We start from the raw sequence: 15,879 nt of genomic DNA, 5'->3' as shown, positions 1-15,879 counted from the left end.
GGTGGGGAAAAATGAAGAATAATCTTTTATATATTGAAGACGATAAGGAAATTGGTGCTTGGGTCAGTGATGATTTAAGTGAGCGGGGCTATCATGTGATCTGGCTTACTTCGGGGGATGGCGCACTTGATTGTATGGAAGAGATTGACCTTGTCATCCTTGATATTATGCTTCCTGGATTGGATGGATTCTCTATCGGCCAGCGGTTAAAAAAACACTATCCAATGACACCGATTCTTATGCTCTCTGCTAGGACCTCTATTGACGATAAATTGCAAGGTCTACATTTTGCCGACGATTATGTGACGAAACCATTTCATCCCGATGAGTTGGCGGCACGTGTGGAAGTGCTGTTAAGACGGTTTGGCAAGATTTCACCACCACTTATTCAACTTTCACATCTTAGCATTTATTTAGATCAAAACCGTATTATTGATACAAGATCGAATAATGAAATCGCCCTAACGGGAAAGCAATTTCAAATTTTTACGTATTTACTTCGCCACCCAAACCAAATTCTTACAAAAGAACAAATCTTCGAAGCGGTATGGGGATATCCCTATATAGCTGGAGATAAAACGTTGATGGTACATATCCGCCATTTACGTGAAAAAATAGAGGAGAATCCGAGCAACCCGCAAATTATTGAAACGATTCGGGGAATCGGCTATAGGGTGAAACAATGAGATTTCGACATTCTCTGTTGGCGAAATATTTACTGATTATTATGGTAGCACTTATCATATGGCCGTTTGTTTTACCTGCCTATTTCATACCGTCCTATCTTCTGGACAAGGATTTTCCACAAAAAGCTCAGTATATGGATACGAACAAATTAAAGAAAATGTGGCATCATGAAGCGGCAAAGTTGGGCGGATTCAGTTCAGAAAAGGTAGATCAGAAGCTCCACACATTAAAGGAACAATATCCGCTAGCTTCGATGTTCTGGGTGGACGGAGCGGGAAAAACCAAACTGGTACTTTCCGAACAAAAGAATATTCCGGCTCAATGGACGCTAGAAAACAGTATTGAGTTTATGAATCAAAGTGATGAAGATCCCGTTACCTTTGTGTCTTATATTGGCGAAAAGCAGAGCAACGGATTTATGGTTTTCCAAATACCACCCTCCATTACAAAACTTCCGACACTTTCATTAATAGATGATAAGTTGTTAGCGCTCTATGCTTTTCTCGTCTTTGGTCTCTTTCTATTTGTCTCTTGGTTATTTTTCTTCAAGATACGGAAACGGCTCATTCATCTCCAAACCGCCATGACGGAAACGAAGGAAAACGGGATTCCCGAAAAGATAGCTATCAACAAAAAAGACGAAATCAGTGAATTGGGCAAAGCGTTTAATCATATGATCGATGAACTGATAAAAAGCAGGCAATACGAAAAAGAAGAAGAAGGATTGCGGAAACAGCTGATTGCTAATATATCCCATGATTTACGAACACCTCTCACAGCCATTCGTGGGCATGCCTATACATTACAAAAAGAACCTTTATCGTCCAAAGGGAAAGATTCACTTCATTTAATTGAAAACAAGGTAGATCTTTTAAGCCATCTGCTTGAAAATCTCCTTTCCTACACGTTATTATCAGCCGGGAAATACACATTGCAAAGTAAAGAAACGGATATTATTCGGTTCATTCGGGAATCAATGGCAGGATGGTATCCCGTATTTGAGAAAGAAGGCTTTAAAGTAGATGTTAATCTGCCCGAAAAAGCTATAATCTGGAATATAGATCCCCATTGGTTCATGCGCATCCTAGATAATCTCTACCAAAACGTGATGAGACACGCTAAATCGGGACGGTATATCGGTGTTCAAATCGTGGATTATGAAGGAGAAACAGCCATTCTGATTGAAGACCGAGGCCCCGGCTTGGATGTAACGACAGACAAAAAAGGGGCCGGCATCGGCCTCTCCATCGTGTCACTAATGCTTCAGGAAATGCAATTCGGATGGAAAATAATGAGCTCACCAAAGGGTACACAAATTTATCTGTACGAAAAAAAAGAAAACCCTGAATTAAACAAAATTTAAACGAAACCTCACCTTCATTTTAACCTTTACTGATTAGGATGAAAGTGAGGTTATTTCTATTGAAAAAAAAGAAAGGATGATAACGTTGAATTTCACATCGTCATTACGGAATAAAAAGGCTAAAACAAACGGGTACGGTTGGTCTTCATGGATTGGTTATGCAGCTATGTTATGGTCGGCGCTGTATGGAACATTACATCTTTATTGGTTATTGGGAGGAGCTGGATATCCTTTTAAAAATGAAGGTATGGGATTGTTCTCCGCCATGGTTACCTATCTTCCTGCCAAAGTTGGCGGTATTGTTTTTGTCACTCTATGTCTCATTGCCATTGGATTAGGTCTTGTCATGCAAAAACGACAATTAAAGGACTTTTCTCGATGGGTTGCTATTGCCTATATATGTGGATTCTCTGTTGCTCTGCTCCTCTTTATTCCTGATACCACATTAATTGCAGCTATGGCATACGCTTTTTTATTTAAATTCGACTTTAACTGGCAGATGGTGAATCAAATTTTTTGTATTATTGGCGCGCTTTTTTGGATGATGTCCGCTGTTGTTTACCAAAGAAAAGCTCGTCATGCATGTGAATATTGCGGGCGGACCAATGACGGAGAAGCACCTGCCTTGATTCGTTGGGGAAGATGGTTGACCATAATCGCAGCGGTTGCACCCCTTCCTTATGCCTTTATACGCTTCTCGTGGGCACTCGATATCCCTTTAGGAGTTGATCCGCAATTCCTTAAGGATTTCTCAAGCGCAAATCCGATGGCACGTATGACGGAATGGGTTTTTGGATCTATTTGTATAGTTGGGGGGGTCCTTACACTTGGTTTGATCCAAAAATGGGGTGAAGTCTTTCCTGGCTGGTTCCCGTTCATTGGCGGCAAAAGAGTACCCATCATGTTTGCAGTGATTCCTGCTTCTATTATTGCCATAGCGGTAACCGCGGCAGGCTTTGTCTTTACATTTGGTATCATCGTCGAGGCACTCCATCTCGTGTCGATGGACAATATACTACTCAGTCAGGGCTGGGGGGCTATGGGACCAATGATTTTTTGGGTGCCATGGGGAGTGGCTCTTGGGCTAGCTGCGATCGCCTACTATTATCGCCGGCGTGGTCGATGTTCCAGTTGTGGAAGAGGTTAAAAAGGAGGAATGTGTGAACATGAATGAAAAAACAAACAATTTAAATGCTCAATCGGAAAGGTTTAATGCCTTTGAACGTTTGACGAAGAATGCTGTCTGGCCAGCTTACCTCGGTTGCATTTGGGCTGTCATGTATGCCGTTTTTGTTCGATTTTATCAAGCCGCCGGTGGAACTTTAGGTCTTCCGGGACAATTTGAAGATCCTAAAGGGGTGTACATGGGAAGTTATATGGCTGGCGTTTTGATTATGACCTGCGGGTTCATCTTAATTGCCCTTGTCAAGCCATGGGGAAGGATAGTCCCGACATGGGTACCGGTAATAGGAAGACGAAGCATCCACCGTCTCATCATATTAATCCCTACACTTGCCTGTACTGCTTATTTAATTGCACATGGAATCAGCGGTATCATTACAAAAGCCCTTCTTCTAGCAGGTGTCATTACCATTCATTTCACTGGCTGGATTTCACTTGATGTCCACAGCCTGGCGTTATGGGATCTTTTGTTTTATGAGCCTTGGTTTGTTATCATGGGCATTTTGTCTGGATTAACAGCTGCCCATTTTACGCAAACTTCTGGCATTTCGCTTGCTGCATTTAGACGGAGCCTGGTCACCTATATAATTTTCGTTTTTCTATTAACCATGTTTTGTACATTCTCTATCATTTTTAAACTCTCCTAAAGGGACATAAGGTCAGGTTATACATGCGTTCCTGGCGTAGCTTGGCGTTCAATAGGTTGCAATTATTAATACTGTGAATTGCTCAGTTTATATCAGACTGGGTATTTTTTTTGCAAACAATAGACATCACAGGTTGCGGTGCAAACAAAACTGCTCCTCATCATCAAAATAAACGTTTAAGTGGAATCTGAATCCTTTACCCCATATCGTTTAGAAATATTGTAAAATGAAAGGAAATAAACCTTTAGCACAAATGTGTTAATTTCAAGAAACGAGGGGAAACAGCCTTGCCAGATTGGTCGTATCATACCATATTCAAGCCGATTCTTCATAAGCTGCCACCCTCCTTTAGCCGAGAGTTTATTCATCGTGGGATGAGTATGCTGTCTTCTACATCAATAGGGGAAGCATGGATAGAATTTCTTGGACATATGGCACCTTCTAATAATCTCAAAAAACAATTATTCGGTGTTCAGTTTACCACTCCTGTTGGATTAAGCGGAAAAATCGATCCCCAATTATCTGGACTGAAAGCTTTTCAAAACCTTGGATTTGGCTTCATTGAGATTGGCCCAGTATCCATACAAGGTTCAGCAAGGAAGGAAAAACTCTCCATTGATCAAAAACAGGAAAAGATAAGGGGATTTTCCGACTTATCTATAAAGCTATCAACAGTTAAGAAACAACTACACTCTCTAAGAAAAAAGAAGGTACCATTTTTTATCAGGGTGGTGGGAACTTTTCAGGAAATAACTGAGATTTGTGAAGAACTCCTTCCTTTTAGTGATGGATTTATTCTGGACAGCCATGCTTTTGACACAGCTGATCAATATAAACAGTTCCAAGAAAAGTTAAGAAAGCCCGTTATATTTGCTTTTTCAACAGAAAATAAGACGAATATTGATAAGCTGAAAAACTATGATCCAAGTGGGATACTCCTTGATGGAGCGCACTCGCCTGATAGGATAATCGAAATGCTCGCTGTCATAAGGCGAATGTTCGGTGATGACTTGCCGATAATCACTTCAGGTGGGGTAAGAGAGCCAGTAGATGGAATTAAATTATTGGAAAACGGAGCTTCGCTTGTCATGTTAGGCTTTGATTATGTATTTGCGGGACCTGGTCTGCCAAAGCGGATTAATTAGGCATACAGCAACAGACTCCCGAAGGAACCCGTGATGACTAAAGGATGGCTTTGGTATTGGCTGTTTGGTTTGGCCATTACTGTGGCTGGGTTCATCGCATTGTTTTTTAGTATGACCGCCATTATCCTTCCTTATGATGAATCCTTTTTAGGGATAATGAGAACAGATATCTTAGATTTCAACCCTGCCATTCTATACTTTATGGCGCATGATCGGATGACTCTTTCAGGGACGATGATTTCAGGTGGAATCATCTATATGCAGCTTTCGAGGCACGGAATCAGGTATGGCCTTCATTGGGCACGAAAAGCAGTCAATATCGCAGGGATGATTGGTTTCCTTGGAATTTTATTATTTATCGGCTATGGTTATTTCGATTGGCTCCATGGATTGTTTTGGCTTATTTTATTACCGTTATTTATTTTTGGATATACAAAATCCAAAAATGCGAAAGCAGCACCATCAAGCATCAACCTTTTCAATCATAAAGATTGGAAGTTGAGCTTAATTGGGCAATTATCGTTTATCCTTTTAGGGTTTGCTTTAATGATTGGCGGAATTGTAATCTCAGTCGTTGGTGCATCAACTATATTTGTTCCAACCGATCTTACTTATTTATGTCTTACTCCGGAAGCGCTAAGTGAATTTAATGAACGATTAATCCCTGTGATTGCACATGACCGGGCCGGGTTTGGCAGTGCCCTGCTAAGTGTGGGCCTACTCGTATTAATGCTTGCCTTATGGGGAATGCGCGAAGGAGAAAGATGGATCTGGTGGACATTCACAATCGGTGCCATTCCAGCATTTTTATCCGGGATTATCACACATTTTATTATTGGCTATACTGATTTTGTTCACTTATTACCTGCTTATATTTCAGCTGGTCTATACATAATTGGAGTAATTTGCACGGCGCCATTTTTATTAAAAAGAACTTGGAAAAAATAAGCCTTACAACTATGTTGGCTTATTTTTTCCTTTCTTTTATTAGTCCTTCTTTTAATGCTCTGGTTTCGATTAGATCCTTCCCTCAAGAATTTGCGTTGAGTTAAACTTATTTACTTAAGATAGCTTGCTGGATATTAGCGGACTTTTTCTATTAAAGGAAAGTGGAAAATTTATGTTAAAATGTTAATATAGTGCGAGATATTTATTACAAGAAATGATTGGAGATGTAAAAGTGAAGAAAAGTAACATTTTTATCGTTGTGGCTTTATTAGCTGTTTTATTAGTCGGAATGTCTGCTTGTAGCAATTCATCTGAAGATGCTGCATCAATCAATAATGATTCAGGTTCTGATCATATATCTCAAAGTACAGATGGTTCTTCTGAATCAAATGATTCATCCACCGATAGTACAGCGAAATCCGATAATAGCAGTAATAATCATTCAGATGGAACATCAATCGGCAAAAAAGTTTCGATAGATACAACAAATAAAATAAAGGAAAATGAAAATATTCAGGAAGAAAATACAACAAATGCTGAAACCAAAATTAAGGGAAGAAGAAACGTGTTCCTAGAAAGATTAGACAACATCCAAAAAGAACTGGATGCTTTACCAGAAAAGAAGGATTCAGATAAAGGCGTAACAAATGCAATGAAAAACTATTATGGGATTTCTTACGAAATGTATGACAATGAATTAAATGAGATTTATGCCTTACTAAAAAAAGAGTTATCTCCAGAGACAATGAAGGATTTAAAAACTGAACAAATTAAATGGATAGAACAGAAAGAAAAAAAAGCAAACGATGAAAGACTAAAGTATAACGGGGGAACTTTTGAAAATGTTGCAATGTATATATCCTTATACGAATCAACAAAAGAAAGATGTTATGGATTAGTTAACAAATATATGACAGATTAAAAGATAAAAAACGTGCTTTAAGTTAAGTAATTCAGCTTTTGTGGAGAAACATCCCAAAAGAGAATCCGTAAAGGAATAGCTCATATGTAACTGAGCTATTTTATTATTGCAAACAGAAAGCACCACAGCACAGATTGTGGTGCAATTTGATATACATTTTACTATACAATTTCAACTGTAAATTTACGTTTTGCGATAGGAAACGGAACCCGTTAATCATTTCAGCGATTCTTTTTAATTTTTCGGAGCGAATTTTCCCCATTGCTTTTTCCGCTTCTGATATCGTTTGGTTAGCGGATTGGCTTACAAATAGCTCTGGATTGTTGCTCCAATACATAAAATTGCTCCTAAAATAATCCAAAAAATCACCCAATACAAACGCTTAACCCACTTTGCTTCGAAGACAATAACTACCCATTCCTTCTAAGATTTTAGTATCTAGTTCTACCATTTGAATATCTTCCAAAATGTCTCCCCCTTTTTCTAAATTACAAAAATTCCTTTCGTCGTCCTAATTTTTAAATAAAGAAAATACAAGGTAAATAGCCGCTCCCCACATAACTAAGGCAGATAGTTTATTCAATACCAACATAAATCTCCCGGATTGATCCAATTTTCCACTTATCCGACCTACTAGGGCAAGCCCCAAAAACCAGAGCCAGGAAACCAAAATACAGGTAACCGCAAATATGACTTTTTCTTCCCCTTGGTATTTCAACGAACTTGTCCCAATGACCCCTATCGTGTCCATGATTGCATGAGGGTTCAGCAAGGAAACTGACGCAGCAAACAATACTTGTTTTTTAAAAGAAAACTTCTTTGCCACTTCTTCTTTATCCTTACTTGGTTTACTATTCCAAGAAATCCAGCCCATATAGATTAAAAAGATGCCCCCGCCCACAATCAAAATCGTCTTAATCCAAAATGAACCGAGAATGATGAAGGAAACCCCTAAAACAGCCACCAAGATCAAAAGGGTATCACACAATGCAGCGGTAATCACAACAGGTAACGCTTTTAAAAACCGTGGTTGTAATGCCCCTTGATTAAAAACAAAAACATTCTGAACCCCAAGAGGAAGAATGAGTCCAAATGCAAGAATTAATCCATGAATAAATGAAGCTAACATCAACAAATCTCCCTATCTAGTGTTATATGTATCTAATCGAATTGTAATTTGAATTGTTCGTTGTCCCAGCCAAATGGGTGGTTTTTGAACCATTCTTATTTGTCTCTTCTTAAAATTCGGTACCCAAGCTACCCTATAGCAAGTCTTCAGCAAAGATTATAAATAGTAACTCATTATGATAAGCTCGCCTTTTTCTCCCATCCTTCGTTCACCCTCATCGACATATCCACATTTTTGATATAAGCTTTGTGCTGCATCATTTTGAAGGTTTACAGCTAATACAATTTCATTTATTCCTCGATAATGCTCCTTAACAAAATCGGGCAATAACATTAATGCTTGGTGGGCAAACCCTTTACCTTGATGACGAAAATCTGTTGAAAAAGCCCTTAACAAAATAGCGCTATAATTATTTGAATACGGTTTTACTCCCTCATTTCGATGGAGAACGAAAAATGTAACCAGTTCATCCTCCTCGATAGCTAAGATTGAATCCCGATTTGAATCTTCATTAGAGAGCTTCACGCTGTTAACTGGTGGCCCTGTAAAACGAAGTTGTTCCGCTGTTAATGTATATTGTTCAATCGCATTTCTAAACCCATCGTTGTAAAAATAAAGTTGCATCCGCTTTCCACCTTCCACAAAAAGCTTGTTCTCATTTTAGCTGTTACTGGTAATAGATTCTAGCTAAAAATCATAATATTTCTACTATTATACTACATTAAAAAAATGTTTGTCAGAGCCATTTAAGGATAGTAACACCAGTTTGATTATCCGGCAAAAAAAGAACCCTAGACTTTTCGTCTCAGAGTTCTGATTGAACAACAACATATAAAGTTTTTATCCTATTTCTTTCGTCCAACTAATCCCCAGTAAACAACTAAACTAAAAACTGAGATTAATGATAGAATTAAAAGGATATTGCTATATAAAGATGCATTTGCAAGATGAATATATCCCAAAAAATTGTTTTTCATAGAGGATGAATCCATCATCGCAGCTGTATAGGCAATCCCGATCGATGCAGCAACATTCAAAACAAGATTATAAAATCCAACCGCTGTACCGGAATGTTCCTTCGAAATTGTACTTACACATGAATCGATCATCGGTGCATACATGAGTGCAAATGAACTGGAGAATAAAATCATCGAAATTACGAACACAACCACCGAGCTTTGGACAAAAAAGCCACCTAATAATACACTAACAGTAATGCCAGCCATGGCAAAAATAATAGATTGCTTACTTCCGAGAAATTGTGCAATTTTTCCCGAAAGTGCTCCAACAGTTGCTGATAAAACATAGGCAGGAATTAATAATAACGAAATCGTATCCAGCTTCAAGCCATAAATGTTTTCAAGCAAAAATGGAAACAGGAAAATATACGCTAATTGAACTGAGTAAATGACAAAAGCTACAGCAAGAATTGATACAAAACGCTTGTTTTTAAAGAAGGCAATATCTATAAATGACTTTGAATTCTTGCTGATATAAGCAAGGAATAGCAATATTGCCACAATAAACACTAGTAAATAAAGCCAATTGAAGTTTGAAATATACAACATTAGAAACGCAGCGATGACACCAACAAGGAACAAGCCAATAACATCAACATATCCGCCTTTTCCGTTTTCCTTCGGAAGATATTTTAAGATAAAAGGAAGAAGAACGATAGTGATAAGGGCTACTAAAAATAGACTTGTCCAATGTAAATACGTCGAAATAAACCCGCCTGCCAATGAACCAATAACAAGCGATAGGGCGTAACTGCTCGTACTGAATCCCAAAAATTTCTTCTGTTCATTTTGCGGTAAATGTTTCGTAACATAAATTACGTATAATGTTTCTGCTGAAGCCAGCCCAGCTGTTTGGATGATACGTGCTATTACCACAAGCGTAAATGAATGTTGAAACAGATAGCCCATTAATGAACCGGCACAAATTAAGATGATACCTATGCTCAAAAGTCTTCTAATACTGATGGAGTCAGCCAAAGCAGCATAGACGACGGCTCCAATGCCAATGACAAGACCAGCCAAAGTGGATTGCCAACTAACTGTTGTCGCAGAAATGCCAAAGTCTTTAGCCATATCTACAGAAATAATTTTAAATGAATTGTCGATTACCAAGCATAAAACAAACAAAAATAATAAAACCGGGACAGCCTTTTTTATCGTAACGTCTTGTGCTTCTGCCTCATTCATACTAAAGGTAGCCATCTGCTACACTTCCCCTCTCCATTGCCACAGTTCTAAGATTCCATATAAAACTAATATTGCGTTCCACGCCACCATCTATCATGGAAAATAAATAAAGAGAACTAACCGCAGTCAGCTAATAAAGGCGGTGTGAGCAGGGCTAGGCTTCACTTACCGAAAGTATAAACATAATAATTGGTAATAGTGATTTACCTTTGCGCCGCTCTTCCTCTTTTCCATACAAAGATGTGATTTACCTAAGCAAGCTCCAAGGCAATTTCCATCATATTTGTAAACGCAGTTTGTCTTTCTTCCGTTGTTGTTTGTTCATGTCTAAAAATATGATCACTTACTGTTAGAATGGTCAATGCATTTACTCCGGCATGAGCAGCATTCATATAAAGTCCAGCTGTTTCCATTTCGGCACATAAAATGCCCATCTTACTCCATTTTTCCAATGCTGTTTGATCGGCATTATAAAAGAAATCACTCGAAAGCACATTGCCAACATGAACAGGAAGGCCTTTTTCGTCCGCCACTTTCTTCGCTTTTTCTAATAGTGAAAACGAAGCAATATTCGAATACTGGCCAGGAAGATTGTATTGCTGTACATAGTTAGAATCAGTTGATGCTCCCATGGCAAAGACGATATCATACAAGTTCAATTGATCTTGAATCGCGCCACATGACCCAATGCGAATTAAATTTTTCACGCCAAATATATGAATGAGCTCCCATGAATACAAACTCATACTTGGTGTCCCCATGCCCGTTCCCATGACAGAAATTCTTTTACCTTTGAATGTACCCGTGTAACCATACATATTACGGACATCATTGAACTGAACCACATCTTCCAAATAGGTTTCTGCGATAAATTTTGCCCGCAATGGATCTCCCGGTAATAGAATTGTTTCGGCAATCTCTACTCCATTAGGTTTAATATGAGGTGTTTCTCTTAATTCCGATATACTCATGATCAATCTCTCCTTTTGATTAAATAGATTTTAAACTTGTTTCCGCTTTCAATTACTACAAAAAAAAATAACGGAATACTTAACAATGCTGTATAGTTGTATAAAAAGTTGTCTACTATTTATACAACAAAATAATAACACACAAAAGTTCAGTTAACAACAAGTTATTTTTGTTAGTTTTTTCTTTTTTTTGAAACAAAAAAAACAGTGCTTTTAGGAAATGGCACTGTTTGACTGGTTCAATTTATTTAGCAGCATTAATTCTGATTTGACTGAACTCTTTAGGGATATAGTATTTGTTATAAACCACGGGATATTGGTCGCTAATATAGACGCTTTCCAGAATCAAATCGCATTCTTCTCCCTTGAAAAGTTGATATTTTTGTAACGTTTTATTCACGGCAATGGAACGTTTGATTTCAATGGTTGACGAATTAGCAAGATCATATACTTTTTCTTCAAGCATTGTTAATAACTCTTCTTTATTTTGAAGGTCTAGATTTAATTCTGTTACAGTTTCAACTGCCATCATAGTAAGAGCATAGGCGACCACTTTATCCCCACTTTTATACCATCGTTCCAATGCCACCACGGCCGCCATTTTTTTCTTTAATACTTCCTCAGCATAATCACTGACAAGATCAATCCTGAAATTAAGTTCTACTTCATCAATCGTTTCCGAATGACATTTATAAAGCGGGTTTCCTACTTTCTCAAGGCCAACTGTTTGATGGTTTTGATGCGACTTTGTAATAAAATTCCCTTTCCCATGGACATTTCTGACCAATCCATCATCTTGCAAAAGAGCCAAAGCCTGTCTCAGCGTCATTCTGCTTACCCCCAACTTTTTAGCAAGTTCGGGTTCTGTTGGCAGCCTGCTATCTGGAGGAAATGTCCCCTCCATAATCAGCTTAAAAAGCTTATCGTAAACAATAATGTATAAGGGCTTTTTTGATTTAGTCAAATCCTCTTGATTGAAATTCATACTTTCTCACACCTATTTTATGTTTTCAAAAATGGTCTCTATAACTAAGTCGTTATAACCAACATTGAATATATTTTAACATCATTATACCTTAAACTCTCGAATGGAAAAGTCCAAGAAAAAAGGAATGACAACGCGATTGATTTTAGTATCAGGGGCTTTATACTGTAATTTGTTTTTTCTTCATAATCCATTGGGTTATAAACCAAAATAAAATAATCGTTAAAAACGAGAGGATTACAGCTAAAATCGGCTGTAGTACAGGGTATCCGAAAAAGTTATACGTTCGAAAGCCTACAAATAATTCTTTTACTTTCATAAATTGATAGATGGAAAAGGATATGAACCGGTCAACCCAAACTTTTTTCGTCCCTCCATAATCAAGCACGGTATCCAATACGAGAGGAAGGCCAAAAATTACTCCGCTTGTAAGCACCGAAACGATAACCTTTTTGCTCACCGCCGAAATAAATACCACCAATACCCCAAAGGCGAGGGCGGCAATCACATGAATCATCATCATCAATGTAAAGGCACTCGACAATGAAAATGGATATGGAGACTCAAGAAATTGGATAACCGATTGAATAGAAGATTTCCAGCCATGCAGGCCAAATGAATAGGCAGACCTTGCAACGCTATATAGGCTCCACATAGCGATGACTGATAGAATGAACAACAGAGAAGCTAGTATTTTGGCAGTTACCGCTTTTGAACGTCCATATTTTGAACTTAGTAAAAACTGATCCATTCCCGAACTGTATTCCTTTGAAAAAATCGGCCCAATTCCGATAATCGTCATAAAAGCCGTTATCACAAATCCAAATGTATAAATCATGTCCAACATTATTGCTGGCCCTTTTGGATAATAAAAATCAGAGGTATCAATGCTTGAAAGCATGTCTTTTTTCAACTCATCCTGTCTCTTTTTATAACTGAGCGGTGTTTGCTGGATTTTTTCCTTCAACTGTGTAATTTCCTTGTTCCGCTCCTCTGTAAAATTTGTTTGTTGAAAAATAACCATGGAAATACTGTACAAAAGGTGCTCTTTAAAGGTAAACTCTTGTCCAGTATCCGATTTTTTATTTCCATCCTCTCTTATTCTATCTAATTTATTGATTTTTTCAGCAGTTAATTTCCCTTCCCATTTCTGATATCCCTGGTAAATAACCTTCTCGCTACTGCGGTCAATCCAACCGCCAGTACTAATAATCGCTATGAGCAAAGCAAATAGGATATAAATGCTTTTTTGTTTATAAATTTTGTAAAGCTCAAACTTTAACAGGCCCAGCATCGAAATCCTCCTCGAAAAAGTATAAATATAAATCTTCCAAATTAGGGGTTGTTAAGATGGCAGCTAGAGATGGTCGATCATCACTAATGATGCGCAGCTCCACTCTGCTTTCACTTCGGACAATATTACCTACCTTAAACATATCCTGATATCGCGGTATTTCCGATTCGGCTGTTGTTACAAGCCACACCTTTCCAGCTATCTCATGGAGTAATTCTTGTGGGTTCCGTTTATGAAGCAGCCGGCCATTTTTTAAAATTAACACCTCTTTGGCAATGAATTCGATGTCTGACACAATATGAGTAGACAATAATACAATTCTTTCGCCGCTGATGGATGAAAGCAGGTTGCGGAAACGAATGCGTTCCTTCGGGTCAAGGCCCGCTGTCGGTTCATCGACAATTAGGATTTTGGGGTCATTCAATAACGCCTGGGCAATACCGATGCGCTGTTTCATCCCGCCTGAAAAAGTCCCGACCTTCTTTTTGCGAACATCCATAAGATTGACTAAGTCCAATAACTCTTCAATTTTTAAAGCTGCCTCCTTCTTAGATAAGCCTTTTAAGGCAGCAATGTAATGCAAAAATTTATCCGCTGTGAAATTTTTATAAAGTCCGATATGCTGCGGGAGATAGCCAATCATATCGCGGTAATCATCGCCAAGTGAGAGAATGTTTTTTCCATTGACCCGGATGATGCCTGCTGTTGGTGTTGTAACGGTGGCCAGCATTCTCATCAACGTTGTTTTTCCAGAACCATTCGCTCCCAAGATTCCATACACACCGTTCGAAAACTCGCAGGAAATGTCATCGATTGCATGATGGTTACCGTATTTTTTCGTTACGTGTTCAATCGCTAAATTCATGATAGGCTCCTTTGTAAATCATTTTTACCTCTAATCCAAGAACAAAAAGTGCGGCCATAAAAAGAAACAGGAACATTCCAGTGGGGACTGCTTCATATACCTGTGCCATTTGACTAATAGCCATGCCCAGTGAGAACAAAATTGCAATCGAAATCGGTGCTGCAAATACAGCTCTAAATTTGATTGATAAAAATAAACAGAGTGAGATTGAAACCATATATGGTACTACCCAATATTTCAGCAGCGAACTTAATAGGATGTGCTCTGTGAAAATATGGATCACCGCAATTAAAAGCACATTACATACAAGATTAAACAAACCAATTGTCGCTAATTTCGAAAGTATTAATTGTGACGGAGAATGCTTAAACGATAATTCCAGTTCAATCATTCCTTCATCCCTGCCGCGGAAAACATCAATTAAACTGATTAATACCGGCAAGGGTGCAAGGAGAAATAAAGTTATATAGGGATTTCCGCCGCCTATGAAAATGAATCCTATCCCCGCTGCTAAATAAATCAAATTGGTCATCCAGAAAACACGAGATACACCGAGCAATTCTTTATAGACCTGTCGAAACAAATGGACTTTCTTCTTTTTCGGCACATAGTGGTGCAGCATTGCTATGGTTTGTTCAATTTTTTCTTCGCTTGGATATTCAATCGTAAATTCGTTTAACCATTCTTCCAGTTCCTGATCATTTGGCTTTATCAATGTCATCACCTCTTTTTAAAAGTCCCTTTAATTTTTCCATTCCTTGACGAAGCCTTGATTTCACGGTAGATTCGCTAGTCTCCATAATCTGCGCGATTTCTTTAATTTTTAAGTCGTGAAAATACTTCAAAATAATAGTGTCACTCTGATAATCTGGAAGTGAGTAAATGGCATTCTTGATTTCCCGGCGCTTTTCTTGTTTTTCAAATATATAAGGAACACCGGCTGAATCTTGGGAATGCTGCTCATCTAATTCCTCTGTCATCTTTGATACTTGATATGTTTTGGAGCGGAAATAATCTGTGCAATGATTAACCGCAACTGTGTAAAGCCACGTTTTGAATTGGGCTTTTTCCTGGAAGGTATGAATTCGTTTCAACATTTTCATGAAGACCTCTTGCGTAAGGTCGTAGGCGGTGTCTTTATTACCGGTTTTTCGATAAATGAATGAATATATTGGTTGATAATAGCGTTTCACAAGCACTTCCATCGCAGAATGACTGCCTGCTTTAATTTCAATAACTAAGTCACGATCGGAAATCAAAATTCTCACCTCAGCTTGTTAAACGAATGGGCTTTAAGAAAAGTTTTAAAAAGGTAACTCTCAATTTAACGAATGAGTAATATCTAATTCATATTTTATTAATAATCGGGAGTTATAGTAAATAGTAGTGGGGATAGCATGCGTGGCTATCATGGTATTTGGCGAAGGCGGAGCCAGTACTTGGAGGGAAGTGTTTATTTTTTGCCTACTTGATAAAAAAGGAAATTTCAGATTAGCTAAATCGTTGTTAACTTACTGTCTCTAAAGGGTTTCGC

At 38.1% G+C, this 15,879-nt stretch carries 17 protein-coding genes; 7 read left to right on the top strand and 10 right to left on the bottom strand.

Annotation, left to right across the window (positions count from 1 at the left end):
• Positions 1-11: 11 nt before the first annotated feature.
• The 7 genes from BANVL01_RS06125 (at position 12) to BANVL01_RS06100 (ending at position 6,894) form a co-directional block, all read left to right on the top strand.
• On the top strand, positions 12-686 hold the full coding sequence (locus tag BANVL01_RS06125) for a response regulator transcription factor (protein WP_066083137.1): 675 nt from the start codon (positions 12-14) through the stop codon (positions 684-686).
• Positions 683-2,050, top strand: a complete 1,368-nt coding sequence (locus BANVL01_RS06120; RefSeq protein WP_066083135.1) for a HAMP domain-containing sensor histidine kinase — start codon at positions 683-685, stop codon at positions 2,048-2,050. The genes BANVL01_RS06125 and BANVL01_RS06120 overlap by 4 nt, the downstream gene beginning before the upstream one ends.
• Before the next feature lie 85 nt (positions 2,051-2,135).
• A complete protein-coding gene (locus BANVL01_RS06115) occupies positions 2,136-3,197 on the top strand; it encodes a hypothetical protein (protein WP_066147746.1) in 1,062 nt (353 codons plus the stop codon).
• Positions 3,198-3,216: 19 nt separating this feature from the next.
• Positions 3,217-3,879 carry a DUF3995 domain-containing protein gene (locus tag BANVL01_RS06110; RefSeq protein WP_066083133.1) on the top strand — a complete coding sequence of 221 codons (663 nt, stop codon included), beginning with the start codon at positions 3,217-3,219 and terminating at the stop codon, positions 3,877-3,879.
• A gap of 287 nt (positions 3,880-4,166) precedes the next feature.
• Entirely contained in the window at positions 4,167-5,024 is an 858-nt protein-coding gene (locus tag BANVL01_RS28740) for a beta/alpha barrel domain-containing protein (protein ID WP_342342300.1), read from the top strand.
• Positions 5,025-5,057: 33 nt separating this feature from the next.
• Positions 5,058-5,972, top strand: coding sequence for a hypothetical protein (locus tag BANVL01_RS28735; protein ID WP_342342299.1), 915 nt, complete (start codon positions 5,058-5,060; stop codon positions 5,970-5,972).
• A 232-nt stretch (positions 5,973-6,204) separates the two neighbouring features.
• On the top strand, positions 6,205-6,894 hold the full coding sequence (locus BANVL01_RS06100) for a lysozyme inhibitor LprI family protein (RefSeq protein WP_066083131.1): 690 nt from the start codon (positions 6,205-6,207) through the stop codon (positions 6,892-6,894).
• Between the two features lie 103 nt (positions 6,895-6,997).
• Here BANVL01_RS06100 and BANVL01_RS06095 read toward each other — a convergent pair whose 3' ends face one another.
• From BANVL01_RS06095 to BANVL01_RS06050, 10 genes are all read right to left on the bottom strand, one after another.
• Positions 6,998-7,231, bottom strand: a complete 234-nt coding sequence (locus BANVL01_RS06095) for a hypothetical protein (RefSeq protein ID WP_066083129.1) — start codon at positions 7,229-7,231, stop codon at positions 6,998-7,000.
• A 174-nt stretch (positions 7,232-7,405) separates the two neighbouring features.
• Complete coding sequence (locus tag BANVL01_RS06090) at positions 7,406-8,023, bottom strand: LysE/ArgO family amino acid transporter (RefSeq protein WP_066083127.1); 618 nt, start codon at positions 8,021-8,023, stop codon at positions 7,406-7,408.
• Positions 8,024-8,179: 156 nt separating this feature from the next.
• Positions 8,180-8,647, bottom strand: a complete 468-nt coding sequence (locus tag BANVL01_RS06085; RefSeq protein WP_066083125.1) for a GNAT family N-acetyltransferase — start codon at positions 8,645-8,647, stop codon at positions 8,180-8,182.
• Between the two features lie 221 nt (positions 8,648-8,868).
• Positions 8,869-10,230 carry an MFS transporter gene (locus tag BANVL01_RS06080; protein WP_425311859.1) on the bottom strand — a complete coding sequence of 454 codons (1,362 nt, stop codon included), beginning with the start codon at positions 10,228-10,230 and terminating at the stop codon, positions 8,869-8,871.
• Between the two features lie 251 nt (positions 10,231-10,481).
• Positions 10,482-11,201 (bottom strand): purine-nucleoside phosphorylase, encoded by a 720-nt coding sequence (gene deoD, locus BANVL01_RS06075; RefSeq protein WP_066083119.1) that lies wholly within the window; start codon positions 11,199-11,201, stop codon positions 10,482-10,484.
• A gap of 244 nt (positions 11,202-11,445) precedes the next feature.
• Positions 11,446-12,186 (bottom strand): GntR family transcriptional regulator, encoded by a 741-nt coding sequence (locus BANVL01_RS06070; RefSeq protein WP_066083117.1) that lies wholly within the window; start codon positions 12,184-12,186, stop codon positions 11,446-11,448.
• Positions 12,187-12,346: 160 nt separating this feature from the next.
• Complete coding sequence (locus tag BANVL01_RS06065) at positions 12,347-13,480, bottom strand: ABC transporter permease (protein ID WP_066083116.1); 1,134 nt, start codon at positions 13,478-13,480, stop codon at positions 12,347-12,349.
• Positions 13,458-14,345 carry an ABC transporter ATP-binding protein gene (locus BANVL01_RS06060; RefSeq protein WP_066083115.1) on the bottom strand — a complete coding sequence of 296 codons (888 nt, stop codon included), beginning with the start codon at positions 14,343-14,345 and terminating at the stop codon, positions 13,458-13,460. The genes BANVL01_RS06065 and BANVL01_RS06060 overlap by 23 nt, the downstream gene beginning before the upstream one ends.
• A complete protein-coding gene (locus BANVL01_RS06055) occupies positions 14,329-15,066 on the bottom strand; it encodes a hypothetical protein (RefSeq protein WP_169803139.1) in 738 nt (245 codons plus the stop codon). The genes BANVL01_RS06060 and BANVL01_RS06055 overlap by 17 nt, the downstream gene beginning before the upstream one ends.
• Entirely contained in the window at positions 15,044-15,604 is a 561-nt protein-coding gene (locus BANVL01_RS06050) for an RNA polymerase sigma factor (protein ID WP_082804881.1), read from the bottom strand. The genes BANVL01_RS06055 and BANVL01_RS06050 overlap by 23 nt, the downstream gene beginning before the upstream one ends.
• Positions 15,605-15,879: the final 275 nt, after the last annotated feature.

Source organism: Neobacillus novalis NBRC 102450 (genome assembly GCF_001591805.1).
GTDB classification, from domain to species: Bacteria; Bacillota; Bacilli; order Bacillales; family Cytobacillaceae; genus Neobacillus; species Neobacillus novalis.
Note: the sequence above shows the minus strand (reverse complement) of the source record. Positions and strands in the feature narration are given on the sequence as shown.

What these genes read in the sequence shown, in the direction of transcription:
- BANVL01_RS06125 (WP_066083137.1), top strand. Translation starts at nt 12, where the DNA reads ATGAAGAATAATCTTTTATATATTGAAGACGATAAGGAAATTGGTGCT.
- BANVL01_RS06120 (WP_066083135.1), top strand. Translation starts at nt 683, where the DNA reads ATGAGATTTCGACATTCTCTGTTGGCGAAATATTTACTGATTATTATG.
- BANVL01_RS06110 (WP_066083133.1), top strand. Translation starts at nt 3,217, where the DNA reads ATGAATGAAAAAACAAACAATTTAAATGCTCAATCGGAAAGGTTTAAT.
- BANVL01_RS28735 (WP_342342299.1), top strand. Translation starts at nt 5,058, where the DNA reads ATGACTAAAGGATGGCTTTGGTATTGGCTGTTTGGTTTGGCCATTACT.
- BANVL01_RS06095 (WP_066083129.1), bottom strand. Translation starts at nt 7,231, where the DNA reads ATGTATTGGAGCAACAATCCAGAGCTATTTGTAAGCCAATCCGCTAAC.
- BANVL01_RS06090 (WP_066083127.1), bottom strand. Translation starts at nt 8,023, where the DNA reads ATGTTAGCTTCATTTATTCATGGATTAATTCTTGCATTTGGACTCATT.
- BANVL01_RS06085 (WP_066083125.1), bottom strand. Translation starts at nt 8,647, where the DNA reads ATGCAACTTTATTTTTACAACGATGGGTTTAGAAATGCGATTGAACAA.
- BANVL01_RS06080 (WP_425311859.1), bottom strand. Translation starts at nt 10,230, where the DNA reads ATGAATGAGGCAGAAGCACAAGACGTTACGATAAAAAAGGCTGTCCCG.
- deoD (WP_066083119.1), bottom strand. Translation starts at nt 11,201, where the DNA reads ATGAGTATATCGGAATTAAGAGAAACACCTCATATTAAACCTAATGGA.
- BANVL01_RS06070 (WP_066083117.1), bottom strand. Translation starts at nt 12,186, where the DNA reads ATGAATTTCAATCAAGAGGATTTGACTAAATCAAAAAAGCCCTTATAC.
- BANVL01_RS06065 (WP_066083116.1), bottom strand. Translation starts at nt 13,480, where the DNA reads ATGCTGGGCCTGTTAAAGTTTGAGCTTTACAAAATTTATAAACAAAAA.
- BANVL01_RS06060 (WP_066083115.1), bottom strand. Translation starts at nt 14,345, where the DNA reads ATGAATTTAGCGATTGAACACGTAACGAAAAAATACGGTAACCATCAT.
- BANVL01_RS06055 (WP_169803139.1), bottom strand. Translation starts at nt 15,066, where the DNA reads ATGACATTGATAAAGCCAAATGATCAGGAACTGGAAGAATGGTTAAAC.